Raw genomic sequence first — 23,896 nt, forward strand, 5'->3', positions numbered from 1 at the left:
GAACGAGAGTCCGACCACCCCCCACCGGAACCCCCGGCACCCGCCCAAGCCCACCGGGCGGCAAGCACCGCGCAGCGGAAAGCCGCCCACCGGGCGCGAGCCCCCGCGCAGCGCAAGCCCACCGGGCAGCAAGCACGGCGCGACAGGAACCAGCGCCGCGGCGGCGCCCCGCAGGGTTACGCCGCCGCGTCGAAGCCGGTGTCGTGGGCCATGCGCTTCAGCTCCAGCAGCGCGTGCTTCTCGATCTGGCGGATGCGCTCGCGCGTGAGGCCGTGCTCCTTGCCGACCTCCGTCAGGGTGCGCTCGCGCCCGTCCTCGATGCCGTACCGCATCCGGATGATCGAGGCCGTGCGGTGGTCGAGCTTGTCGATCAGGTCGTCGAGCTCCTCGCTGCGCAGCAGCGTCAGCACCGACTGCTCGGGCGACACCGCCGACGTGTCCTCCAGCAGGTCGCCGAACTGCGTCTCGCCCGCGTCGTCCACCGGCATGTTCAGCGAGACGGGGTCGCGGGCCCAGTCGAGGACGTCGGTGATGCGCTCCGCCGAGGACCCGAGCTCCTCGGCGATCTCCGCGGGCTCCGGGTCGCGGCCGTGCTCGCGGTTGAACTCGCGCTGCACGCGCCGGATGCGGCCCAGCTCCTCCACCAGGTGGACGGGGAGCCGGATCGTGCGCGACTGGTCGGCGATCGAGCGCGTGATGGCCTGGCGGATCCACCACGTCGCGTACGTCGAGAACTTGAAGCCCTTGGTGTAGTCGAACTTCTCCACCGCGCGCACCAGACCCGCGTTGCCCTCCTGGATCAGGTCGAGCAGCGGCAGGCCGCTGCGCGGGTAGCGCCGGGCGACCGCGACGACGAGCCGCAGGTTGGACCGGATGAAGACGTCCTTCGCCCGCTCGCCCGCGGCGACCAGCGCCTCCAGCTCCTCACGGGTCGCTCCGCCCGCCTCGCTCTCCACCTCGCCGTCGAGGATCTGCTGGGCGTAGACGCCCGCCTCGATGGTCTGGGAGAGCTCGACCTCCTTCGCGGCGTCGAGCAGGGGCGTGCGCGCGATCTCGTCCAGGTACATGCCGACCAGGTCGCGGTCGGCGATCTCCCCGCCCACGGCGCGAGCGCTGCTGCCCCGGTCGGTCCCGCCCCCGGCGGACCGGGTCGCTCCCGACTGACGTTGGGCGACGGCACGGGTTGCCATGCGAGCTCCCTTGCTGAGTAGGTGTCGCGACACCCTTCCGGGTGCCCTGCATCCGACGGAAACAACGACCGGAATCAGGACAGAATTCCCATGACACCCACCCATTTTCGCGATCTTGCAGTATCCTCACGGGCCACCGAGGGAGGGTCGATGCCGCAAAGGCGAACGGATCTGCAGGTCAGAGCGGGGGCGGAGGCCGACATCGGCGCCCTCACGGAGATCTACAACCACTACGTCCGTGAGACGGCGATCACATTCGACGCGGTCCCCTTCACCCCCGAAGAGCGCCTTCCGTGGCTGCGCTCCCACCCTGAAGACGGCCCGCACCGGCTTCTGGTTGCCCACGAAGGCGATCACCCGCTCGGGTACGCGACCTCCGGCCCCTTCCGGCCGAAGGCCGCGTACTCCACCTCCGTCGAGGTCAGCGTCTACCTGGCCCCGGAGGCCGTCGGCCGGGGCGTCGGCACCCTGCTGTACGAGCGGCTCTTCGACGCCCTCGCGGGCGAGGACGTGCACCGCGCCTACGCGGGCATCGCGGTGCCGAACGACGCGTCGGTCCGCCTCCACACCCGCTTCGGCTTCCGTCACACCGGGACGTTCACCCAGGTGGGGCGGAAGCTCGGGCGGTACTGGGACGTCGCCTGGTACGAGAAGGAGCTCGGCCAGGCGACCCCCCAGCGCTAGGGCCAGGCCCTAGGCGACGGAGTTGAACTTCCCGCCCTCGCCCGCGTACAGCGTGGTCGTCAGCCGGCTGAACGGGGCCGTCGCCGAGCCGGTCGAGCGGTAGACGTACGTACCGTTCGTGCCGTAGGCGATCAGGTCGGGGCGGCCGTCGCCGGTGACGTCGCCGGCACCGACGAGCTGGGAGAAGGCGTTCCAGCCGCTGCCGACCTTGACGCGGGTGGCGAAGCCGCCCGCGCCGTTGCCCTGGTAGAGCCAGAGCACACCGGCGGAGTCGCGGGCGACCAGGTCGCCGGCCGCGCTGCCCGCGATATCGCCGACGGCGGTGAGCTGGTTGTAGATCTGCCAGCCGCCGCCGACCTTGACGCGGGTCGCGAAGGGCGCGGTCGGGCTGCCGGTGCCCTTGTAGAGCCACAGCACGCCGGAGGCGTCGGTGGCGAGGAGGTCGGCGCGGCCGTCGCCGGTGAGGTCGCTGCCACCGGTGAGCTTGTTGTAGATCTGCCAGCCGGTGCCCACCTTGGCGCGGGTCGTGAAGGTGCCGTCGCCCTTGCCCTGGTACAGCCACAGGACGCCCGAGGTGTCGCGGGCGATCAGGTCGCCCACGGGGGTGCCGGCGAGGTTGCCCGTGGCTTCGATCTGGTTGTAGATCTGCCAGCCGGAGCCGACCCTCGTCCGCTGGGCGGTCTTGACCTGGCCGCCCGACGGCCAGTCGAAGAGGTCGTCCCGCCACAGCACGCCGGAGGCGTCCCGCGCGAGGACGTCCGTCGAGCCGTTGTCGTTGAAGTCGTGCGGGTTGGCCTGCCGCGTGACCTGGAAGCTCCCCGAGGCGGTCGCCGGGGCGCCGACGCCGTCGGCCGGGGTGGCGGTGGCCTGCCAGGTGTAGGCGCCGTTCGGGGCGCTGATGCCGTCCAGGACGCCGTCCCAGGCGAAGGCGAAGCGCTTGTCGGCGACCGGTTGCGCCAGGCGCTGGGTGTGCTTCCTGCCGGTGGCCGTGTGCGTGAGCGTGACGTCCACGGTGGCGTTCGCGCGGGAGAGGGTCCACTCCATCGGGACCGTGGTGCCGGGCGTCTCCAGGTTCACCGCGGTGGGGACCTTGGACGCCGTCACCTGGACCGGCAGGACCCGGCCCGTGTCCGCCACCAGCGTGGCGGTCGGGCGGCCGTCGTCCCCGGGCCAGATGCGGAACAGGCCGTCCGCCTCGGCCGTGGCGCCGCGCACGAGCAGGGCGCCGTCCGGCGCCTGGGCCACGCTGGAGAAGTGCTCCAGCAGCTTGTACGGCTCGGCGGTGGAGCTCTTGACGTTCCGCGCGTACAGCGGGCTCGGCGCCTCGCCGGCCGCCGCCGCCTTGCCGGGGACGCCGTAGAGCAGCGTGTCCCGGAGGACGCCGGCGATGACGGCCCCGCTCATGGAGCTGTCCAGGGTGTACGTCCGGTGGACGTACACGCCCTCCACGCGGAGCGTGGCGGCCCCGCTCCGGTACTCGACCCAGGACTCGTAGTCCGCGCTGAAGGCGCCCGTCGAGGCCTGGGTCCACAGGGCGGTGTTCGCGCTGTCGCCCTCCTTGACGGTCGAGTCGGGGTCGACGTTCCTGCGCGTCGCCCAGAACTCGGTCTTGCGGGTCGCCGGGCTCGGGAACACGCGGTTGCTGCTGAGGAGGAGCATGGCGTCGCTCGTGGAGGCGACGACCTTGAAGTCGAGGCCGTAACCGCCGCCCAGGCGCAGCGTCTTCCTGGCGAGGCCGTCGACCGGGGTGAGCTGCCACAGCTCGTGGTAGTCCTGGTTGCCCGTCGGGACCCGCACGAAGAGGTTCGCGCCGACCACGCCGACGAGCTTCGCGCCGGGCTTGAACTCGGCCGCGAGGTCGAAGGAGGCGGACAGGGTGCCGCCGTCCGCCATGTCCCGCAGGTAGACCGTGGTGCCACCGTCGCTGGTCACGACGATGTCGGAGTTGCTGCCGTGGCCGACGGTGCCGGTGGTGATCGGCAGCACCGAGCCGTCGGCGTACCTGTGCCACTCCAGGACGGGATGGCCGGCGTCGTCCGTGCGGGACGTGAGGTAGCCGGTGTCGCCGGTGCTGACGATCTCCGCGTCGAGCGGCAGGGTGGCCGCGGTGACGGCGGCGGCGGCGGCCCCGGCCTGGGCGGCGGCCGCGGGAGCGGCTGCCGGAGCGGCCACGGCGCCGGGCGCGGCGAGGACGCCGGCACCGACCGTCACGGCGAGGACGGTGGCGACGGAGGCACCGAGCCGGCGTCGGGTGGTGCGTACGGAAGACAAGTAAGTCCCTCCTGATGAGCGAGCGGTACGCACATCAGTGCGCACTGCCCGCTCAGACCGACGAGGCGGGAGGGAGGTTGTACGCGTCACCCGCACTTTCACCGGACCCGAACTGGAGCGACCGCTTCGCCAGGCCCATCCAGAACCCCTCGATCACGCTCCGCCCGGCGGTGAGGTCCGCCGTCGCGTCCGCGGCGCCCAGCGTGACGAACAGCGGGGCGAAGTGCTCGGTGCGCGGGTGCGCGAGCCTCCCGGCCGGGGACTTACGCGTGAAGTCGAGCAGCGCGTCCACGTCGCCGGCCTCCAGGGCGAGGCGGCCCCACTCGTCGAACTCCGCGGACCAGCCCGGCACGCCCTGGTGGCGCAGCGCCGCCAGGTTGTGCGTGAAGAACCCGCTGCCGACGATCAGTACGCCCTCGTCGCGCAGCGGCGCCAGCTTGCGTCCGATGTCCATCAGCGCGGCCGGGTCGAGCGTCGGCATGGAGATCTGCAGGACGGGGATGTCGGCGTCCGGGTACATCTCGACGAGCGGTACGTACGCCCCGTGGTCCAGGCCCCGGTCGGGGATGTCCTGTACGGGGGTGCCGGGGCCGCGGAGCAGTTTGCGCACGGCCTCGGCGAGGTGCGGTGCGCCGGGGGCGGCGTACCGGACCTGGTAGTAGTGCGCGGGGAAGCCCCAGAAGTCGTACACGAGCGGCACGGTCGTGGTCGCGCCGAGCGCCAGCGGGGCCTCCTCCCAGTGGGCGGAGACGACGAGGATCGCGGCGGGCCGGGGCAGGCGGGCGGACCAGGCGGCGAGCTCACCGGGCCAGACGGGGTCGTCGGCGAGGGGCGGCGCGCCGTGGGAGAGGTAGAGGGCGGGCATGCGAGCCATGACGATCGACTCCCGGGTCGTTGGTTCCGACAGTACGCCGAACCAGTACTTGAAACTTAAAGCTCTACACGACCCGACCGTAACAGCTATCTAGTTAAACTTTCAAGAGAAGTAGAGTGGGACGCATGAGCGACGACCACGACGGCCCGCGCTGGCTCAGCGACGACGAGCAGCGCGTCTGGCGCGCCTATCTGCACGCCACCACGCTGCTGGAGGACCACCTCGACCGCCAGCTCCAGCGCGACGCCGGTATGCCGCACATCTACTACGGCCTCCTCGTCCAGCTCTCCCAGGCACCGCGCCGCCGGATGCGCATGACCGAGCTCGCCAAGGACGCCAAGATCACCCGGTCCCGCCTCTCCCACGCCATCGCGCGCCTGGAGCGGAGCGGCTGGGTGCGCCGCGAGGAGTGCCCCTCCGACAAGCGGGGCCAGAACGCCTACCTGACGGACGAGGGCTACGAGGTCCTCAAGCGCAGCGCCCCCGGCCATGTCGCCGCCGTACGGCAGGCCATGTTCGACCGGCTCAGCCCCGAGCAGGTCGAGCAGCTCGGCGAGATCATGCGGCTGATGGCGGAGGGCCTCCAGCCCTCGGAGCCGGGGGCGGACCTGCCCTGGCGGCGTTAGTCGGCTGGGCTGACCTGCCCTGGCGACGCTGACCAGGGCCTGATCCGAAAGACAGGCCCTAGCCGACGTGCTGCACCGGCTACGCCGTCAGCGCCACCCCCGCGTACGCCGCCGTCGCCACCAGCACCCACGCCGCGAGGCCCAGCGCCGCCATGCGCGCGCCCGTCCGGGTCGCCAGGGTCGGGAGGTGGACCGCGGTACCGAGGGCGAAGAGGGCGGCGGTAAGGAGCAGTTCCTGGGCCGTCGCGGCGGCCGTGAGGGCGGGGCCCGGGAGCAGGCCCGTGGTGCGGAGCGCCACCATGGCGAGGAAACCGGCGACGAAGAGCGGGACCAGCGGGGGGCGGCGGCCGTCGGGGGCGGGGCGCGGGTCGTGGCGGCGTGCGGCGACGACCAGGGCCGCCACCAGCGGGGCCAGCAGCGCCACCCGCATGAGTTTGACCAGGACGGCCTCGCCGAGGGCGGCCGGGCCGGCGGTCTGGGCCGCGGCCACCACCTGGCCCACGTCGTGCACCCCGGCGCCGACCCACCGCCCGAACTGCTCGTCCGTCAGGCCCAAGGGGCCCTGGAGCAGCGGCAGTACGGCGATGGCGAGCGTCCCGCACAGCGTCACCACCGCGACGGCGGCGGCCGCGTCGTCCTCGTCGCTGTCGCGCACGGCGCCCACCGCGCCGATCGCGGAGGCCCCGCAGATCGCGTACCCCGCGGCGATGAGCACCGGCTGGTCGCCGGGGAGCCGCAGCCGGCGGCCCAGCCACCAGGTGCCGCCGAAGGTGGCGGCCACGACGGCGAGCACCATCGCGACCGTGCGCCAGCCGAGGCCCAGCACGTCGGACAGGCTCAGTTTCAGTCCGAGCAGCACCACCCCGAGCCGCATCAGGCGCCGGGCGGCCAGGGCCAGCCCGGTCCTGCACCGGCCCCGGCCGCGTACGGCGGTGCGCAGCCCCGGGGCGTGCGCGGCGGCGACGCCCAGGACGACCGCGGCGGTGAGCATCGGTACGGAGGGCAGCGCGCGGTGCACCAGCCACGCGGCGCCCACTCCCCCGGCGGCGAGCGCCAGCCCGGGCAGCGGCCCGGCCGTCAGGGCGACGGGAGCCGTCCGCGCGCCGAGGAGGGCCATCACGCGTCCACCGGCAGCCGGTAGACGCGCCGGATACTCGTGGAGAGCCGCGTGATGTCGGCGCCGTACACGTGCAGGGATACGGCGGTCTCGGTGCCGCCGTTGCGTACGAGGTGGATGTCGCCGGGCGGCGCGAGCGCGGCGACCGTGCCGCGTGCGTTGACCACGTCCTCGGTGGCGACCAGCCGCGCCCCTTCGCCGTCCGGGACGAGCCGGAAGCGGCGCTCGTGCTCCTCGCCGCGGTGGACGCCGGTCACGCACCACGCCACGTGGTCGTGGACCGGCGTGGCCTGGCCGGGCAGCCAGACGAGGGCGACGAGCGAGAAGGAGCCGTCGGGCTCGGCGTGCAGCACGTGCTGGCGGTACCGGGCGGGGTCGCCCTCGCACTGGGCGTCGGTGAGCAGGTCGGGCGCGCCGAGGTGCGGGGCGAGGCGCTCGGCCACGAGCCGGGCCGTCGGCCCGGGCGGCAGGCCCCGGGCCGCGGCGGCGCGCACCTCGCCGACGAGCGTACGCAGACGGGCGGTGGCCGTCGGTTCCGGGGAGGTGAGGGGGGTGAGGGGGGTGGTCGTCATGGCGGCAGCGTCCGGCCGCCGGGCCGGGCCCGTCCAAGGAGGGTTCGTTGCCGGGGGGCCAACCCCCCCTTATGGAAGGCGGCTTCAGCAGCCGACCTTCGCCTCCGCCGCGGCGACGATCGCCTCCAGCGCCAGCGCGGTGGCCGGGATCCGCAGGTGCTCGCGGAGGACGTACGCGTACACCTGGCGGCGGGTGTGCGGTTCCACCATGCGGCCGGTGACCTTCGCGTGGCAGAGGAACGACAGCACCAGCGCCGGGACCAGCGCGACGCCGATCCCCGCCGCCACCAGGCTCTGCAGCACCAGGTTGTCGTCCGTCGTGCAGGCGATGTCGGGGGCGAAGCCCTCCTCGGCGCAGACGTGCAGGAAGTTCGCGCGGCAGCGGGCACAGCCGGCGATCCACCGCTCGTGCCGGAGGTCGCCGACGTGGACCGCGCGGCGCCGGGCCAGGGGGTGGCCGGTGGGCAGGAGCACCGTGAGCGGGTCCTCCAGGAGCTTGAACTCGGCGAGTTCGTCCGGGACCTCGACGCGCAGGCCGGGGTAGCTGAAGGCCAGCGTGATGTCGCACTCGCCCCGCGCGGCCATCCGCAGCGACTCCGGCGGCTCGGCCTCCGTCAGCTCGATGCGGATCCCGGGGTGTTCCTCCGCCATCCGGGCCATCGCCTCGGGCAGGATCGTCGCCCCAGCGCTGGGGAAGGCGCACACCCGTACGCGTCCGGAGCGCAGGCGCGCGATGGCGTCGATCTGCTCCTGCGCGGCCGCGAGGGTGTCGAGGATGGTGCCGGTGTGGCGGGTGAGGGCCTGGCCCGCCTCGGTGAGGCGCAGACCGCGGCCGACGCGGGTGAACAGCGGTGTGCCGACGTCCCGCTCCAGCGCCTTCATCTGCTGGCTCACGGCCGGCTGGGTGTAGCCGAGGGCGCGGGCGGCGGCGGTGTACGAACCGGTGCGGACGACCTCGTGGAAGGTCTTGATGTACCGGGAATCGAACACGGTCGAAAGCATAAGGAGAAATTGGGTGCGGGAAAGGACCGTTCCCGGCCGTTTCCGCAACCCGTACAGCCCACCCTCCCTCACCCATCCGCGGAAAAACCCACGATCGGGCCACCCGGCGCGCGCCCGCGCCCCGTCCGGCCCAGGCTGATCGGACAAGAGCGCAGAGCGGAACCGGCCGCCTGCCGCGGACCGAAGGCGATCAGCACCTATGGAGCGGACGCGCCGGCGGATACGCAGACCGGTCGCCCTCGGGGCGGCCACCACGCTCGCCCTCGCCACGCTGGCCACGGCGAGCTCGACCCTCCCGGACCCCTCCCGCGCCTCCGCGGGCCCCGTCGCCGCCGAGAACGCCACCGACGAGCTCGCCGCCCTCGGCCCGTGCCGGATCTCGGCCACCGTGGGCGTACAGATGTCGGAGGGCATCCCCACCCCGTCCGGTTACGCCCGCTCCACCGGCGAGGTACGCGCCCTCAACCTGATGATCGACTTCCCGGACGCGCCCGGCGAGGGCCCGGCGATGGAGCGGTACGCCGAGTTCTTCCCGCAGACCTCCGACTGGTTCCGCGTCAGCTCGTATGGGCGGCTCGTCTACCGGCCCGAGGCGCCGCTCCCCGACTGGCTGCGGATGCCGATGCCGTTCGCCGAGTACGGCATAGAGCGCGGTTCGCCGTACGAGCCGGGCTACCGCAAGCTCGTCGAGGACATCGTGGCGGCCGCCGACCCGAAGGTCGACTTCAGCGCGTACGACCTGGTCAACATCCTGGTCACGCCCAACGCCGGGCCCTCCGCGCTCGACACCGTCCTGTCCGTCACCTTCTCCGGCAACACCGAGGCCCCGCACGCGGACGGCACCCCGCTCGCCCACACGTCCTTCGTCTACAGCCGCCAGGACGACGGCTCCGGCACGTACCACGAGACGGGCTTCCGCGTCCTGCCGCACGAGAACGGCCACGTCTTCGGCCTGCCCGACCTCTACACGGCGGACGGCGGCGGCGCGGTCGGGCACTGGGACATCATGTCCGAGGACTGGGGTGCCAACAACGACCTGCTGGGCTGGCACAAGTGGAAGCTCGGCTGGCTCGACAACGACCAGGTGCGGTGCGCCGCCGCCCCCGGCAGCCGGGTCTACGACCTCGCCCCGCTCCCCCTCCGCGGCGACGGCACCAAGCTCGCGGTCATACCGCTGACGGAGGAGACGGGGTACGCGGTCGAAGTCCGCACCCGGGACGGCAACGACGAGGCGGTCTGCGAGCCGGGCGTCCTCATCTACCACGTACGGTCGGACGTGAACACCGGCGAGGGCCCGGTCACCGTCCTGGACAGCGACCGCGACAGCGGCGGCTGCACGCGCCGCCCCAACGTGCACGCGGAGCTGTCGGACGCGCCCTTCCGGCCGGGCGAGTCCTTCACCGACCGGGAGAACGGCATACGCATCACGGTGCTGGCCGAGAACCGCCGCTCCGGCACCTACCGGATCCGCGTCACCCGCTCGGGAACCACGTCCTGAGCTCCCGCTTGAGCACCTTCCCCGTGGCGTTGCGGGGCAGCGGCCCCTCCTGCACGAGGACGTGGGCGGGCACCTTGAAGGCGGCCAGGCTCCGCGCCGCGTGCGCCCGCAGCTCCTCGGCGCCCGCCCCGGCCCCCACCCGGAGCCGGACCACGGCGGCGACCTCCTCGCCGAGCACGGGGTGCGGGACGCCGAGCACCGCCGCCTCCAGCACGTCGGGGTGGGCGTGGAGCGCGCCCTCGACCTCGACGCAGTACACGTTCTCGCCGCCGCGGATGACCATGTCCTTGAGCCGGTCGACGACGCTGACCCGCCCGTCGTGGACCGTCGCCAGATCGCCGGTGCGCAGCCAGCCGTCGGCCGTGAACGCCCCGGCCGTCGCCTTGTCGTCGCCCCAGTAGCCGCGCACCAGGGTCTGGCCGCGCAGCCAGAGCTCACCGACCTCGCCGTCGGGCAGCGGCCGCCCGTCCGGGCCCGCGACCCGCACCTCGGTCACGGGCGTCGGCCGGCCCGCGGCGCCGGGGAAGCGGCGGTACTCGTCCCCGTACGTGGCGAGCACGCCGCCGCTGGTCTCGGTGAGGCCGTAGCCGTTGCGGGGCTCGACGCCGGCGGGGCAGCGGGCGACCAGGCTGGGCGGGGCGGCGGAGCCACCGGTGTTGAGATGCGTGAGGGGGCCGAGGCCCCGCCCGCTCTCCTCCGCCGCGTCGAGGAGTTGCAGGGCGGTCGCCGGGACCCCGGCGTAGTGCGTGACCCCGTGCGCGTGGATCAGCTCCAGGGCCTTGGCCGCGTCCCACTTGCGCAGGAGCACCAGCGTGCCGCCGGCCGCCATGGCGGAGTAGAACGCCGTGAACGCCGCGACGTGGAAGAAGGGGAAGGTCATCAGCGTCACGGGCGCCGGCCCCAGTCCCGGCACCTCGCCGCGCCGCAGCGCGGCGTCCGCCGCCTGGTAGCGCGGGTTCATCGCGGCCCCGGCCTGCGCGAGGTGCGTGGCGACCGCGCCCTTGGGGCGGCCGGTGGTGCCGGAGGTGTAGATGATGGTGGCGTCGTCCTCGGGCCGGACCTCCACGTCCGGCGGCCCGAGCGCCGGATCGGGCGCGGGCAGGTCCTCGTACCGCTCGAACCCGTCCGCCGCGTCGCCGGGCCCGGAACCGCCGTGGAAGACCACCCCGGGCACGCCCGCGCCCCGCGCCCACTCCCGTACGCGCGCGACCCGCTCCCCGTCGACCAGCAGCACGCCCGGCCGGCAGTCGTCGAGGGCGTACGCGAACTCCTCCTCGGTCCACCAGGCGTTCAGCGGTACGGCGACGAGGCCGGCCAGCTGCGCCGCCCAGAAGGCGATCTGCCACTCGGGGTGGTTGCGCATCGCGACGACGGCCCGGTCGCCGCGGCGCAGCCCGTACACCCCGGTCAGCCGCCGGGCGAGCGCGCAGGCGGCCGCGAAGAACTCCGCGTACGTGTAGCTCCGGCTCTCGGCGACGAGGAACGGCCGCTCCCCGTGGGCCCAGGTGACCTCGACGACCTCGCGCAGGGTGCGCGGCCCGGCGGCGTACACGAGCCGGCCGTCCTCGCCCGCCGTGACGGCGAAGGGCGCGCCGGGCGCGGTCAACGCGGCGGCCGGGTCGTCCGTGGACCGTTCGGGGTGTGACACCCTCGCCCTCCTAAGCGCTTGCTCAGTCTCTGTCCGGCGACGCTATGCGTGACCACACCACCCCGTCAAGCAAGTGCGTGTAGGCACCACTCATTTCCGGCCGCTCCGTCGCGAACCCATGGTGGTGGTCCCACCACACCCCGGACGCCGGCCCGGCCCCGTACCGGCGGCCCTGAGCCCCTCCCGTGGTGGTCCGGCCACCGCTGCGGGCGGTGATCGGGTTCCCGTGCCACCTCCTCGGCGCGGGCTCCCGGCGACCAGGCTGGCTCCCGGTTCAGTGAGGCCACGGAGGCGGAACAGGGGGCGTGGTGATGAGAGCTGTCCACGGATACGGATACGAGTACGGGCACGGGTACGGGTACGAGCGGGCCGGGGCGGGGCCGGAGCGCGTGGTGGCGGAGTTGGCCGGCGCCCTGTTCCCCCCGGTCCTGCGCAGGAGGGACCAGCGCCGGCGGGCGGAGCAGTACGTGCGCGGGCTGCTCGCGGTCGACGGCCGCAAGTCCATGCGCAACATCGCCCGCGTCGTCGGCGGCTCCGCCGCCGAACAGGGCCTGCACCACTTCATCACGGACTCCACGTGGGACTGGGCGGCGATGCGCGCGGCCCTCGCCCGCCACCTGCAGCACGTCATGCCACCGCAGGCGTGGGTCGTCCAGCCGATGTCCATCCCCAAGGTCGGCGAGCACTCGGTGGGCGTGGACCGCGGGTGCACGCCGCGGCCCGGCCAGTCGGCCGGCGGCCAGCGGGCCTTCGGGGTGTGGTTCGCCTCCGAGGGGACGAGCGCCCCGGTCAACTGGCGGCTGCACCTGCCGCCGCACTGGCTGCGCGAGACGGAGCGCCGCCGCCGGGCGGACATCCCCGAGGAGGCAGTGGAGGAGACGCTGGAGGAGGGCGCCGCCGCGGCGGTCCTGGACTCCATGCCGTCGTGGGGCCTGCCGCGCACGCCGGTGGTCCTCGGCGGCGCGGCCGCGGAGGACCGGTCGGCCATGGAGGTGCGGGCGGCCGCCGAGGTGCGGGCGGCCGTGCTGCGGTTCGCCGCCGCCGACGTGCCGCTACTGATGCGGATCCCCGCGACAACGGGCCTCACCGTGGCCGATCCGTCGATGCCCGGCTTCGGCGCGGGCCGGCTGACCGCCCACCAGATCCTCGACTCCGTCACGGCGCTGCGCCGGCCGGTGCGGTGGGCGTCACCCGAGGGTGGCCCGGCCACCGTGCGCGGCTCCCTGGTGGTGGCCGCGCGCGTGGCGCTGCCCGATGCCGCCGGGCCGGTGCGGCCGCGGCCCGGTCGCCCCGGCGGGGCGACGCGGTCCCGGGGGCTGCTGCTGCTCGGGGAGTGGCACGACCCGCGTCGCCCGCCGGCGGAGTTCTGGCTGACCGGCATGGACCGCACGCCCGTGCCCGCGCTGCTGCGGCTGACGAAGCTGTGCCGGCGGGTGGCGGCGGACAGTCTGGCGGTGGGCGGGCAGGTGGGCCTGCGGGACTTCGAGGGCCGTTCGTTCCACGGCTGGCACCGGCACATCACGCTCGCCTCGGTGGCGCACGCGGCACGGATCCTGGCCGACGCGAGCGGGCCGGCGTACCCGGGCGCCGTGGAGGCTTACGCCACGGGGGTGCCCGCCTGAGGCCGCGGCTGCCCGCCGGGGTCGCCGGGGCCGTCCGGTCCGCCGGGGACCAGCGTGTGCCGGGCCCGCTGGAGCCGCAGCGCCAGCTGCACCTCCAGCGCCCGTGCGGGCTCCTGCCAGTCCGCGCCGAGGAGTTCGGTGATCCGCTCCAGCCGCCGGGAGACGGTGTTCGGGTGGACGTGCAGCAGCTCGGCCGCCCGGGTGGGGCTGCTGCCGGAGGAGAAGTAGCACTCCAGCGTGCGCAGGAGCTCGGTGGACTGCCGGCCGTCGTAGTGCAGTACGGGGCCGATGGCGATGCGGACGAACCCGTCGACGTCGTGCTGGTCCGACAACAGGAGCCCGAGGAAGCCGAGTTCACGCGGCGACGCCGTACCGCCGGTGCCGCCGAGGGCGGTGAGCGCGTCGAGGCAGCGCTGCGCCTCCCCGTGGGTGCGCTGGACGGCCTCGGGTCCGGTGACCGGGCCTGCCGCGCCGGCCGTCACCGGGTGGCCCAGCACCGAGGACAGCTCGCGGGACACCGCCTCGGCGGCGGCGCCGGGGTCGCGGCCCGGCAGCAGCAGCGCGATGCGGCCGCCGTCCGCGTACTTCAGCCCCGCCATCCGGTGCGCGTACGACGACGCCCACACCACCGCCCGGCCCTGTGACCCGCCCTCGGGCCGGGCCACCACCACGACGTGCGGCTCGGCGAGGTCGACCGCGAGCCGCCGGGCCTGCGCGGCCAGGTGTCCCGGCGACAGCGGGGAGGCGTGGAGCAGGGCGTGGAACAGCTCGTCGCGGACCTGACCCTCGGCCACCGCCGTACTGCGCTGCATCAGCAGCAGGACGGCGACGGTCTGGGCGACCAGCCCGAGCAACCGCACCTGCGTGTCGGGGGCTTCCGGGACCGTGCGGTACAGGACGAGCGTGCCCAGGTCCTCCGTGCCGCCGGTGACCGGGCACGCCCACAGGTCGTCCGCGCACCGCACGGGGCCCCGCTCGGCGTGCGCGTCGAAGCACGCCCGGTCGAGCCGCTCCTCGGCCGTCCCGGCCGGAAAGCCGGCGCTGCGGGCGAGGGGCTCGCCGACGGTGTCCCGCACCAGCAGGTCCCCGTCCAGTGCGGCCGCGGCCCGGTCCAGCAGGGCGGGCAGGCCGGCGCCGCCCAGCACCAGGTCGATGAGGCCGCTGTGGGTGCCGTGCAGCCGGCGCGCGTCGGCGGAGGAGTTCCGGGCCCGGGTCGTGTCCCGCTCCAGCTCGGTGACCTCCGCCCGGACCCGCTCCAGCAGCCTGGTCCGCTCGATGGCGACGGCCGCGAGGTCGGCCAGCGACGTCATCAGGGAGATCTCGTCGGGTGCGAAGTGCCGGACGTCGCGGTCCGCGACGTACAGCACGCCGAACGTGGCCCGTTCGTGCTGCAGGGGCACGGCGAGGATGGCGTGCAGCCCTTCCGTGCGCACCACCCCGTCGATCGTCTCGTTGTGCGTGAAGCCGTCGTCGTTCAGGTAGTCGGGGGTCCAGAACGGCGCGGACCGCTGCTGCGCGTGCGCGCCGACGCCGCCTCCCACCGGGACCGTGAACCCCACGGTGATCGCCGAGGCGTGGCCGTCCGCGGCCCGTACGTGCGACAGTCCGTCCCCGGCGTCGTGGAGGGTCACCCAGGACATGTCGAGGCCGAGCAGGAGCCGGGCCCGCCGGGTGATGACCTTGAGCAGGGTGTCCAGGTTGTACGGGAGGGTGAGGTCGCGCGCGGTGTCGACCAGTGCGGAGAGGCCCGCCTCGCGCTGCCGGCGCCGGCTGAACAGCCGCCGCACGGACAGCGCCCGGTCCTTCGCCGCGGTCACCCGGGCCAGTTCGTCCTCGGTGGCACCGGCCGCGCGGGCCTGCCGTACGACGTCCTCAAGGCGCTCGGCGGGCGCTTCCGCGGCCAGCAGGTCGAGCATGGCGAACGCGTACCCGTCGAGCGGCCTGCCCCCCGGCAGCATGTCCCGGCCCCTCCCCCGGGCCGGGAAGATCCCGGCCGAGGGGCAACGTAGACCGCCCCCGGGGATTGGTCAACAAGCGTCCGGACGGCCGGACGCCACCCGAACTCCCAGGTCCGCGAGTCCCTCCCGGCTCCGTCAGGTCGCGGGCGGCTCGATGTCCGCGTCCAGCCGCACCCACCCGCGTACCGCCTCCGTCGTCGGATGGTCGTGCCCCATCGTCGCCCGCGCCCGCCGCAGCGCCTCCTGGTGCAGTTCCTCCGCCTCGTCCTCGGCCCCGGCCGCCCGCAGGTCGATCGCCAGGTTGGAGGCGCAGCCGATCGCGTCGTAGTAGTCCGCGCCGAGCACCCGCGTGAACCCGTCCAGGACCTCCCGCTCCAGCCGTATCGCCTCCTCCGCCCGCGCCGGGCCGCCGTCCGCGCCGAGGTCGGTGGCGTGGTTCATCGCGCTGCACAGGGTGTACGGGTGGTCGGGCCCGAGCACCTCGCGGTACTGCTGCACGGTCCGGCGCGACAGCGCCAGCGCGGCCGCCCGCTCCCCGGTCAGCCGCAGGTAGATGGCGAGGTTGTTGGCGCAGGCGAGGGCGAAGGGGTGCCGTCCGCCGAGCTGCGTGCGGTGGCGGTCCAGGGTGTCCTCGGCCAGGGCCCGCGCGATCTCCGCCCGCCCGGTGGCCACCAGCGCGCAGGCGAGGTTCATGGCGGCCGCCAGGGTGTCCGGGTGGTCGGGCCCGAGCACCGACATCGACGCCTCGTGGATGTCGGCGCTGAGCGCCCTGGCCTCCTCGTAGCGGCCCAGGCGGCGCAGCGTGGCGGCGAGGTTGCGGGAGGCCCGCAGCGTGGCGGGGTGGCGCTCGCCGGTCTTCTGCCGGAAGGCCTCCACGGTCTCGCGGATCAGCTTCAGCGCCTCCGTCTGCGCGCCGGTCTCGCGCAGATCGCGCGCGTAGTTGCTGGCCGAGTTGAGCGTGTCGGGGTGGTTGGGCCCGCTGACCCGCAGGCGCGCCTGCCACACGCCCCGGTCGATCTCGCGCGCCGCCAGCCGGTCCCCGACCAGGTACAGCGACACGGCGAGGTTGTTGGCGGCGAACAGCACGCGCGGGTGGTCGTCGTCGAAGACGCGGCGGCAGAGCGTGTAGGTCTCCTGGTCGATGTCGCGGGCCTGCGTGTAGGCGCCCTTGTTGCGCAGGTCCGCGCCCAGGTTGGCGGCGGCCACCAGGGTGTAGTGGTCGTCGGGGCCGAGGACCTCGCGGGCGCGCCGCAGGGCCTCCTCGTCCATGGCGTACGCCTCCTCGATGCGCCCGCTGGAGCGCAGCACGTTGGCGTACTGGGTGCGCAGGTAGATCACGAGCGGGTCGTCCTCGCCGAAGACGGGCACCCAGGCGGCGAGGGCGCGTTCCGCGGTCTCCTGCGCGGCGGAGTAGTCCGAGCGGCGCCACAGGTAGCGCACGGACTCGGCGATCCAGCGGCGCACCCGGCTGTCCCGGCTGGTGAAGGCGCGCGACGGCCGCAGGTGCGGCAGCAGGGAGGCGTGGCGGTCCCAGAAGGCGGGGTCCTCGGCGTTGCCGGGGTTGGCCTCGGCGAGGATGGCGTGGACGTGGGCGCGCAGGGCGTCCCACTCCTCCTGCGGCACCTGGGAGCGCAGCACCTCCTGCACCAGCCGGTGCAGGGTGATGGTCTTGTCGCTCTGGTTGGTGCGGGCGAGGCCGTAGCGGTTGATCTCCGCGAAGAGGGTGCCCATCCGCATCGGGTCGATCAGCCGCGGGTCGTGGCGAGCCAGCAGCTCCCCGGCCCGGTTGCCGTACAGCGCCCACATCGGGATCGGATCGGGGCCGAAGAAGGCGCACAGCTCCAGGAGTTGGGCGGCGGCCGGCATCGACTCGCGTACGGCGCGCAGCGACAGCAGCCAGGTGGCCGCCGCCGAGCGCGGGTAGGCGGTGGCAGACTCCTGCTCCAGCATCGTCGCCAACTGCGTGGACAGCAGCTCCAGATAGGTCTCCACCGGCATCGCCGACTGCTCCAGCCACGCCGCCGCCTGCGCCACGGCCAGCGGCAGGTCGCCGAGCGCCTCCGCGACCTGGCCCGCGTCCGGGTCCGGCAGGTCGGGGTTCTGCGTCTGGAGCAGCCGCACCGACTCGTCCCGGGCGAAGACGTCCACCTCGATCTGGGTCGCCCGCTCGCCCCAGGTGCGGTTGCGCGAGGTCACCAGGACGTGTCCCGGGCCGGTGGGCAGCAGCGGGGCAAGCGCCTCGGGCTGTTCGGCGTTGTCGAAGACGATCAGCCACCTGCGGTACGGGCGGCCCTGGCGCAGCGCCTCCAGGACGGCGTTGGACGTCACGGTCACGTCCTCGCCCTCGCCGGACGGCAGCCCGAGCCGGGGCGCGAGGGCGGCGAGCCCCTGCCGTACGAGCCCGGGCTGGCCCGCGTTGACCCACCACACGACGTCGTAGTCGGCGGCGAACCGGTGCGCGTACTCGATGGCGACCTGCGTCTTGCCGACGCCGCCCATGCCGAACACGGCCTGCGGCGGCCCGCCCAGCGGACCGCCCGCCGCGAACCCGTCGCGCATCTCCTCCAGCACCCGCCCGCGCCCGGTGAACGCGGCGTTGCGCGGCGGCACCTGCCACACCGGCGGCGGTGTGCCGGGGTAGCGCGGGCTGCGGTCCTCGTCGGGCGGGAGCGGCCGGAGCGCCCCGTCCCCGGCCGTGACGCCGGGGCGGCCGACGGCGGCCAGCAGCGCGGCCTCGGCCTCGTCGGCGCCGTCCCGTTCGACGAGGTCGACGGCGACGAGGTCGGCGAAGGGCGCGGGCAGCGGCGCCGCGTGGATCCGGATCGGGATCAGCATCCGCTGCGAGGCCTCCGGGTCGCGGGCCGCGACCGCCTTCCACACCTCGTGCGCGTGCGGCAGGCGTACGTAGTCCGGGGAGAGCAGCGCCACGATCCGTCCCGAGCCCTCCAGCGCGCGCCGCACCTCGGTCAGCGCCCCGGAGCCCGCGTGCTCGGCCGCGCCGCTCAGCGCCACCTCGTAGCCGAGGCCGGTGAGCCGGGCCGCGATCCACTCGGCCCACATGCGGTCGGCGGGCGCGTAGCTGAGGAACAGGTCGGAAGGGATCGGCGGCTTGGTCCGCTCGTACGAGGAGAGCAGCGCCCGGCGCATCGTCTCGGGCATCGCCCGCTGCCGGGTCACCCGGCCCTCGGTGATCCGCCCGGTGAGCCGCTCGGAGGCGGCGAGCAGGCTGCTGCCCTGGTGCGGCCGGTCGCCGACGGGCGCGGGGATCTCCTCGTACGCGAAGAAGGGCCGGTACGGGATCTCGACGTCGCCCCAGTAGCGGTCGCGCTCCTCGCGGCTCATGGAGCCGAGGAAGGACGCGAAGCGGCCGCGCGCCAGGTCGCGGCCGGCCTCCAGCTTCTTCTGCTCGGCGTACTCCACACGCATGGGCGCGGGCAGGATGCGCACCGGGCGGCGGCCGACCTGGGCGCGGATGGACTCGGCGACCGCCGCCGCGCCCTGGATGGACTGGGCGCTGAGGGTGAAGCAGTCGACCACGACGTCCGGGAGGATGACGGTGCAGATGCCGGCGATGTCGGAGAGGCCGGTGCGGCTGTCGATGAGGACGTAGTCGTAGCGGCCCCGCAGTTCGTCGCGGAGGGCGGCGAGGAAGGTGGCGCCCTGCAGGCGGGTGTAGAAGTGGTCCCAGTCGAAGGTGGAGACGGCGGCCGAGTACCCGTCGTCCTGGAGCCCGGCCGGCAGGAAGTCCAGCCGCCCCCCGCCGTCGAGGTCCACGCCGACGCCGACGATGCAGCGGTCCACGTCGCAGCGGTCCCGGAACCAGGCCGCCCGGTCCTCGTAGCCCTCGGCCCCCGGTTCGTCGGCGCGCAGCGCGTAGTCGCGGATGAGGTCGATGACGCCCTCGGTGGAGCTCAGTTCGGGGTCGACGAGCAGCGGGTGGAAGTACCGGTGCAGACCCGGCGCCTCCAGGTCCCAGTCGACCATCAGCACCCGCAGCCCGTTGCTGGCGAGGATCCAGGCGGTGTTGACCAGGGCCATGGTGCGGCCCACCCCGCCCTTGAACGAGTAGAAGGTGACGACCGTGCCGGGCGCTGCCGGTGTGGCGGAGCTGCTCATCGTGGAGGCCCTCCCTCGCCGCCGGGCTCACGCCGCTGCGGTGGCTCGTACGGGGTGTAGGGGTTGTACGGGATGCGCGGCCCGCGCTCGTCGGCCCAGCGGGGCGGCGGCTGGTGCTGCTGCCGGGCCTGCGGGGCGCGGGCCTGCGGGGCGCGGGCCTGCGGGCGGCGCGCGGCGGAACCGCCGGTCGGCCCCCGCAGGATCGGCCGTGACGCGGGCGCGGTGTCCGCCTCGCCGTCCGGCCCGAGCGGCGGCCCGACGGCGGCCTGCCGCTTGCGGATGAGGTTGTTCTGGGCGGACGACACCATCTGCCCGAGCGCCCGCTTGAAGTCCGGGAAGCAGACCCGTAACTGGAACTGCCGGTCGTGCGTGCCCCGGGACGCCTTGCGCTCGAAGATCTCGGTGACGCCGCTCCACAGCTCGTGGTGGTCCCGCTCCTCCTGCGGGTGGCACGGCACGAGGACGCCCGTCGCCGGGTGCTCGGTGCGGTCGAAGTCCTCCAGCTGCCGCCGGTAGGGCGCGGCGGGCGCGCTCCACGCGTCCACCAGCAGGATCGTCACCTGGTCGTCGCGCCACGCCTGGCTGAGCTGCCGGGTGAGCCCGGTGCGCACCTCGTGGTAGGCGGTGCCGTACCCCTGTGCGGTGACCAGCCGCTGGGCCTGCTGGTAGAGCGGGTACTCCTCCTGCGGGTGGTACGGGTTCCAGTCGAGCCCGGCCCGGCCGTAGTACGGCGCGCCGCGCCGGGCCTCGGGCGCGGTCTCCGCGGTGCTCGCGGCGACGAAGAACCGCACGGTGCTGCCCGGCCGGACCGGCTCGGTGCGCGGCTGGAACGACAGCGGCTCGTGGGCCAGGCGCACCGGGTGCTCGGGCGCGGGCAGCTTCTCGTTCCGGGCGACGTCCAGCACGCGCTGCGCGATCAGCCGGACGGCGTTCCCGTAGTCGTCGCCGCCGGGGTCGCGCTGGAGGAGCCGCTGCAGCCCGGCGTCGGCGTACCAGGACCCGAGGCCGTCGGTGACGTACTGGATGTGCGCGACCTCCTGCGGTACCTCGACGGGCTGCCACAGCACGGGTATCAGCGCCGAGGAGCCCTTCCGCGTCCGTACGAAGTACTGGTTGGCGCGCCGCAGCATCACGCCCGCCTCGCGGGAGCACCACTCGCTGCGGAAGTACGCCGGGGAGTAGAGCGCCACCATGGAGTGGCAGCTGCCGAGGGCCCGCTCCAGCTGCTCGCTCCAGTGCTCGCCGAGCCGGATGGAGCTGTTGTCCCGGAAGCCGACGGGCACCTGGGCGGAGGAGTCGGACAGCTCGATGATCTGGGCGCACAGGTCGTCGTAGAACTGGTGCACGTAGGCGTCTTTGTCGTCGACCCTGGCGTAGCTCAGGAAAAAGTACGGCCCCACCCGCGCCCCCAGCCCCTTTTTCTCGTGGCTCGGTTCACCTCCGGGGCGCCTAAGACGGTGTCGACAGTCGATCGTGCTCGGGTCGCTCGTTCCTCACGACCCTCCGCGCGTTCTCCCTTTCGACACCGCCACGCCCCTTCGGCTCACTCGCCCTTGCTCACGGTCGGCACGCCCCCGGCACCGGGGGGATACCCCCGGTGCCCACCCCTTATTGCGGCGCGGACACAAGCGGCGGGCGGCGTGTCACGTTATGGCCAGAACTCGCCTACGGGCTGCCCCACGCGGCCATCGTCCGCCGCAACTCTGCCACGAACTCCCGTCCCTCGTCCGTGAGTTCGCCTGAATCGAGCAGCGTCCCGGCCGCCGCCAGCGTGCGGCCGCGCCAGTGCGCGTACTGCTCGCGTGCGTACGCCCCCCGCTCCACCCGCCAGAAGTCCGAGACGCCCAGGTGCGCGTACGTCCCCTGGAGCAGCGCCCCCGCCGGCCGGGGGTCGGTCCGCCACGGCGCGTGGTAGCGGGCGCCCGAGTCGGGGCCGTGCAGCGGTACGAGGTCGAGCAGCGCGCCCAGTTGGACGTGCAGGAACTCGTGGACCAGCGCCAGCGCCAGCCGCTCCGGGTCGGGCGGCAGCGACACCCCGACCGCTCCGTAGGCGCGGCGCACCGCCGAGGAGACACCGGTGCCGTCGGGGCGGGGGCGCAGCGGCACGAGCGTGGTCAGTCCGGCGGCGACGGCCTCCGCGTACCAGGGGTGCCGGTGGGCCAGCACGTGCCAGGCCGCCGCGAGGGCCCGCTCCCAGCGGTGCAGCTCCCCGGCGCCGAGGGGCCCGGGCACGGGCTCGCCGTGCGCCTCGCGGTACGGCCCCCGGTCGGCGATCCGCAGCGTGAGCGTGTGCCCGGCGGCCTCCAGCCGCACCGGGTGCCCCGCGCCCGCCAGCAGCTCCGCGAGCCCGCCGAGCCGCGGTTCCGCGCCGTCGTCCGCGTACAGCGCGCGCAGGCACTCGGCCGCCCACAGGTCGACGTACGGCTCCAGCAGCGCCGCCTCCCAGCGGGCGCGCGAGCGGCGGCGGAGCCGCTCCAGCCGGTCGTACGTCTCGTCGAGCCGCGCGGCGCGGGCGGCGCGCGGCCGGCGCTCCTCGGCGGCCCGGCGCACCGCGCCCAGCAGCAGCCTGCGCTTGGACAGCTGCCCGGCGCGCAGGACGGCGACGGCCGCCGCGCCGCCGCGCCCGCGCGCCAGCGCGAGGAAGGTGTCGCGGGGGATGACGTGCGGCCGCGCCCGGGTCACCGGGCCGCTCCGGTGGTGTGCCCGAGGGCGGCGAGGTCGCGCTCCAGCGCGCCCTGGATGTGCCGGATGAGGGCCGCCATGTCCTGGCAGTACACCGTCGGGTGGCCGAAGGGTTCCGCGCCCGCGGCCGCCCGGTAGCGGTGGGCGTACAGCCCGCCCCCGCACACCCGCTCCAGCCGGCAGCGGCCGCACACCGCCGCCCGAGGGGGCGTACGGAAGGCGGGATGGCGGTCCAGGTCCGCGAAGGAGTGCCGGAAGACGTCGAGCCCGGTGGCGGCGGCCCCGTCGTACGCCACCTTCAGGCTGTCGGCGAGCTCCAGGGTGCCGTCGGTCTCCACGACCACCAGGTCGGGGGCGCCGGTGCCGACCATCTCGCTGGCGGCGCGGCCGCCGAGCAGCGCCATGATGAGCTCTTCGAAGAGCCGGATGCCGGTCTCGCGCCGGGGCGCGCCATACCAGCGGTCGAAGACGGCGCGGAGCCAGTCGGCGTACGGAGTCGGTGCCTGCGTCTGTGCCGGTGGCGGTGCCTGTGCCGCCGTGCCGTCCGGCTCCGGCGGCGCCGCGGGCAGCGCCCTGGTCGCCAGGCCCGGCGGTGGGGCGCTCCAATTGCCGTGCGGCAGCAGCAGGTCCATGCGCGGTGGCGCGAACTCCAGCAGCGCCTCGTAGGTCTCGACGGGGTCGTGGGCCAGGTCGACGGTGCACAACACCCCTGCGTACAGGTGCCGGTTCTCCGCCGCGGCGAGCGCCCGCAGGCCCTCGGCGACGGCCGCGTGGCTGCCGCGGCCGTCCGCGAACCGCCGGTTGCGGTCGTGGTTCCGCGCCGTGCCGTCCAGGCTCACGCCGACGCGCACCTCGTGCCGGCGCAGCACCCGCAGGAACGCCGCCTCGCGCAGCAGCACCCCGTTGGTCTGCAGCCCCAGCGCTACGTCGGGGCCGCTGCCGAGCGCCTCGCGCAGGGCGCTCAGCGTCTCGTCGAGGTGCCGGGCGCCGACGAGCAGGGGTTCGCCCCCGTGCAGGACGACCGAGATGCCCGCGCCGGGGAGGGAGGCGTCGGCCCGCCGGTGTTCGGCGATCCGCCGGGCGACCTGCCGCACGGTCGCGGAGTCCATCCGCCGGGGCTTGGTCCGCCAGCTCTGATCGGCCGCCTCGTACACGTAACAGTACGAACAGGACAGGTTGCACCGCCCGTGCAGCTTCAACAGAAACTGACGGGGGATCACTGCAGGTGCCGGCCCACTTCGACCAGTGCGGAGCCGAACGCCGACACCGGCTCGCAGGAGGGATGGAGGGCGTCGTCCCGCAGTCGCGCCACCATGGCGCCGAACACCGTGTCCGGCAGCTCGGCCAGCTCTGCGTCGCTCAGGGCGCTGACGTCCGCCAGCACCGAGATGAGCGGGGCGGGCGAATCAGTCGCGTCCATGATCCCCTACCTTCACTTTGTGCCGGAGCATATAACAGAGAGTGCCGCTCCGCTCGCGCAAGCGCATCGCGTACGCGACCGCCGCCTCACCCCTCGGAGACCACCACGGCCTCGCCGCCGGTGAGCTTCAGCAGCTCGGTGAACGTCGTACGGAAGACGGTGTGCGGCATGCCGGCGCCGGCCCACACATGGTCGTACGCGTCGAGGGCGACATCCACCAGCGTGCGCAGGCGCTGCGGATGGCCGACGGGCGCCACGCCGCCGACCTCCTGCCCCGTCGCGGCGAGGACGGCGTCGGGGCCGGCGCGCTTGATCCTGCTGCGGGCGACACCCAGGACGGGGGCGATCAGCCGGGTGTCGACGCGGTGGTCCCCGCCGGCCAGCACGAGCACCGGGGCGCCGTCGACCAGGAAGACGAGGCTGTTGGCGATCGCGCCCACGGGGCAGCCGAGTTGGCCCGCGGCCGCCGCGGCGGTGGGGGCGGGGGCCGGAAGCTCGACGATCTCGGCGGAACCGCCGTTCTCGCGCAGGACCGCGCTGACGCGACGTACTCGTTCGTGCAAAGGAACTCCCTCCGTACGGGCAAGGCCCCCAACCGGCCGGTCAAGGCGGCCGG

18 protein-coding genes are annotated in these 23,896 nt (G+C 74.4%); 4 read left to right on the forward strand and 14 right to left on the reverse strand.

All coding sequences use genetic code 11. The annotated features are described in order from the left end of the window. Positions 1–176: 176 nt before the first annotated feature. On the reverse strand, positions 177–1,190 hold the full coding sequence (locus ACZ42X_RS23560) for a sigma-70 family RNA polymerase sigma factor (protein ID WP_468293457.1): 1,014 nt from the start codon (positions 1,188–1,190) through the stop codon (positions 177–179). 150 nt (positions 1,191–1,340) lie between these two features. Between ACZ42X_RS23560 and ACZ42X_RS23565 the strand changes: the two genes are divergently transcribed. After that, entirely contained in the window at positions 1,341–1,874 is a 534-nt protein-coding gene (locus tag ACZ42X_RS23565) for a GNAT family N-acetyltransferase (RefSeq protein WP_468293460.1), read from the forward strand. Between the two features lie 9 nt (positions 1,875–1,883). Here ACZ42X_RS23565 and ACZ42X_RS23570 read toward each other — a convergent pair whose 3' ends face one another. Then, a complete protein-coding gene (locus tag ACZ42X_RS23570; RefSeq protein WP_468293463.1) occupies positions 1,884–4,145 on the reverse strand; it encodes an FG-GAP repeat domain-containing protein in 2,262 nt (753 codons plus the stop codon). Positions 4,146–4,197: 52 nt separating this feature from the next. Beyond that, positions 4,198–5,019, reverse strand: a complete 822-nt coding sequence (locus tag ACZ42X_RS23575) for a dioxygenase family protein (protein WP_468293466.1) — start codon at positions 5,017–5,019, stop codon at positions 4,198–4,200. A gap of 125 nt (positions 5,020–5,144) precedes the next feature. Between ACZ42X_RS23575 and ACZ42X_RS23580 the strand changes: the two genes are divergently transcribed. Then, positions 5,145–5,645: a MarR family winged helix-turn-helix transcriptional regulator gene (locus ACZ42X_RS23580; RefSeq protein ID WP_361417939.1), complete on the forward strand. Its 501-nt coding sequence runs from the start codon at positions 5,145–5,147 to the stop codon at positions 5,643–5,645. A gap of 79 nt (positions 5,646–5,724) precedes the next feature. On the opposite strand, the gene ACZ42X_RS23585 is transcribed toward ACZ42X_RS23580, so the two are convergent. From ACZ42X_RS23585 to ACZ42X_RS23595, 3 genes are all read right to left on the reverse strand, one after another. Further along, positions 5,725–6,762: a YeiH family protein gene (locus ACZ42X_RS23585; protein ID WP_468293469.1), complete on the reverse strand. Its 1,038-nt coding sequence runs from the start codon at positions 6,760–6,762 to the stop codon at positions 5,725–5,727. Next, positions 6,762–7,334, reverse strand: a complete 573-nt coding sequence (locus ACZ42X_RS23590; RefSeq protein WP_468293471.1) for a cysteine dioxygenase family protein — start codon at positions 7,332–7,334, stop codon at positions 6,762–6,764. Before ACZ42X_RS23590 ends, ACZ42X_RS23585 begins: the two co-directional genes overlap by 1 nt. An 84-nt stretch (positions 7,335–7,418) precedes the next feature. Further along, entirely contained in the window at positions 7,419–8,324 is a 906-nt protein-coding gene (locus ACZ42X_RS23595) for a LysR family transcriptional regulator (protein ID WP_468293474.1), read from the reverse strand. Positions 8,325–8,535: 211 nt separating this feature from the next. Here ACZ42X_RS23595 and ACZ42X_RS23600 point away from each other — a divergent pair, with 211 nt between their 5' ends. Continuing rightward, positions 8,536–9,834, forward strand: a complete 1,299-nt coding sequence (locus ACZ42X_RS23600; protein ID WP_468293477.1) for a M6 family metalloprotease domain-containing protein — start codon at positions 8,536–8,538, stop codon at positions 9,832–9,834. Here ACZ42X_RS23600 and ACZ42X_RS23605 read toward each other — a convergent pair. Further along, on the reverse strand, positions 9,809–11,482 hold the full coding sequence (locus ACZ42X_RS23605) for a class I adenylate-forming enzyme family protein (RefSeq protein ID WP_468293480.1): 1,674 nt from the start codon (positions 11,480–11,482) through the stop codon (positions 9,809–9,811). The genes ACZ42X_RS23600 and ACZ42X_RS23605 overlap by 26 nt on opposite strands. Before the next feature lie 311 nt (positions 11,483–11,793). Between ACZ42X_RS23605 and ACZ42X_RS23610 the strand changes: the two genes are divergently transcribed. Further along, a complete protein-coding gene (locus ACZ42X_RS23610; RefSeq protein WP_468293482.1) occupies positions 11,794–13,104 on the forward strand; it encodes an IS701 family transposase in 1,311 nt (436 codons plus the stop codon). Here ACZ42X_RS23610 and ACZ42X_RS23615 read toward each other — a convergent pair. The 7 genes from ACZ42X_RS23615 to ACZ42X_RS23645 all read right to left on the reverse strand — a co-directional run bounded on the left by ACZ42X_RS23615 (position 13,080) and on the right by ACZ42X_RS23645 (position 23,843). Next, a complete protein-coding gene (locus ACZ42X_RS23615; RefSeq protein WP_468293485.1) occupies positions 13,080–15,062 on the reverse strand; it encodes a helix-turn-helix domain-containing protein in 1,983 nt (660 codons plus the stop codon). The genes ACZ42X_RS23610 and ACZ42X_RS23615 overlap by 25 nt on opposite strands. A 135-nt stretch (positions 15,063–15,197) precedes the next feature. Further along, positions 15,198–19,178, reverse strand: a complete 3,981-nt coding sequence (gene fxsT, locus ACZ42X_RS23620) for an FxSxx-COOH system tetratricopeptide repeat protein (protein ID WP_468293488.1) — start codon at positions 19,176–19,178, stop codon at positions 15,198–15,200. Beyond that, positions 19,175–20,578 carry a TIR-like protein FxsC gene (locus tag ACZ42X_RS23625; RefSeq protein WP_468293491.1) on the reverse strand — a complete coding sequence of 468 codons (1,404 nt, stop codon included), beginning with the start codon at positions 20,576–20,578 and terminating at the stop codon, positions 19,175–19,177. The genes fxsT and ACZ42X_RS23625 overlap by 4 nt, the downstream gene beginning before the upstream one ends. Positions 20,579–20,843: 265 nt before the next feature. Then, positions 20,844–21,860, reverse strand: a complete 1,017-nt coding sequence (locus ACZ42X_RS23630; RefSeq protein WP_468293494.1) for an aKG-HExxH-type peptide beta-hydroxylase — start codon at positions 21,858–21,860, stop codon at positions 20,844–20,846. Beyond that, a complete protein-coding gene (locus tag ACZ42X_RS23635) occupies positions 21,857–23,080 on the reverse strand; it encodes a radical SAM protein (RefSeq protein WP_468293497.1) in 1,224 nt (407 codons plus the stop codon). Before ACZ42X_RS23635 ends, ACZ42X_RS23630 begins: the two co-directional genes overlap by 4 nt. Then, positions 23,077–23,280 (reverse strand): FxSxx-COOH cyclophane-containing RiPP peptide, encoded by a 204-nt coding sequence (fxsA, locus tag ACZ42X_RS23640; protein WP_468293500.1) that lies wholly within the window; start codon positions 23,278–23,280, stop codon positions 23,077–23,079. Before fxsA ends, ACZ42X_RS23635 begins: the two co-directional genes overlap by 4 nt. Before the next feature lie 86 nt (positions 23,281–23,366). After that, positions 23,367–23,843, reverse strand: a complete 477-nt coding sequence (locus ACZ42X_RS23645) for a YbaK/EbsC family protein (RefSeq protein ID WP_468293503.1) — start codon at positions 23,841–23,843, stop codon at positions 23,367–23,369. Positions 23,844–23,896 lie beyond the last annotated feature (53 nt).

The sequence above is a fragment of the Streptomyces sp. NPDC030862 genome, from assembly GCF_055571835.1.

Excerpts from the sequence above, each read along its gene's own strand:
- ACZ42X_RS23560 (WP_468293457.1), bottom strand. The coding sequence starts at position 1,190 with ATGGCAACCCGTGCCGTCGCCCAACGTCAGTCGGGAGCGACCCGGTCC.
- ACZ42X_RS23565 (WP_468293460.1), top strand. The coding sequence starts at position 1,341 with ATGCCGCAAAGGCGAACGGATCTGCAGGTCAGAGCGGGGGCGGAGGCC.
- ACZ42X_RS23575 (WP_468293466.1), bottom strand. The coding sequence starts at position 5,019 with ATGGCTCGCATGCCCGCCCTCTACCTCTCCCACGGCGCGCCGCCCCTC.
- ACZ42X_RS23580 (WP_361417939.1), top strand. The coding sequence starts at position 5,145 with ATGAGCGACGACCACGACGGCCCGCGCTGGCTCAGCGACGACGAGCAG.
- ACZ42X_RS23585 (WP_468293469.1), bottom strand. The coding sequence starts at position 6,762 with ATGGCCCTCCTCGGCGCGCGGACGGCTCCCGTCGCCCTGACGGCCGGG.
- ACZ42X_RS23590 (WP_468293471.1), bottom strand. The coding sequence starts at position 7,334 with ATGACGACCACCCCCCTCACCCCCCTCACCTCCCCGGAACCGACGGCC.
- ACZ42X_RS23600 (WP_468293477.1), top strand. The coding sequence starts at position 8,536 with ATGGAGCGGACGCGCCGGCGGATACGCAGACCGGTCGCCCTCGGGGCG.
- ACZ42X_RS23610 (WP_468293482.1), top strand. The coding sequence starts at position 11,794 with ATGAGAGCTGTCCACGGATACGGATACGAGTACGGGCACGGGTACGGG.
- ACZ42X_RS23615 (WP_468293485.1), bottom strand. The coding sequence starts at position 15,062 with ATGCTGCCGGGGGGCAGGCCGCTCGACGGGTACGCGTTCGCCATGCTC.
- fxsT (WP_468293488.1), bottom strand. The coding sequence starts at position 19,178 with ATGAGCAGCTCCGCCACACCGGCAGCGCCCGGCACGGTCGTCACCTTC.
- fxsA (WP_468293500.1), bottom strand. The coding sequence starts at position 23,280 with ATGGACGCGACTGATTCGCCCGCCCCGCTCATCTCGGTGCTGGCGGAC.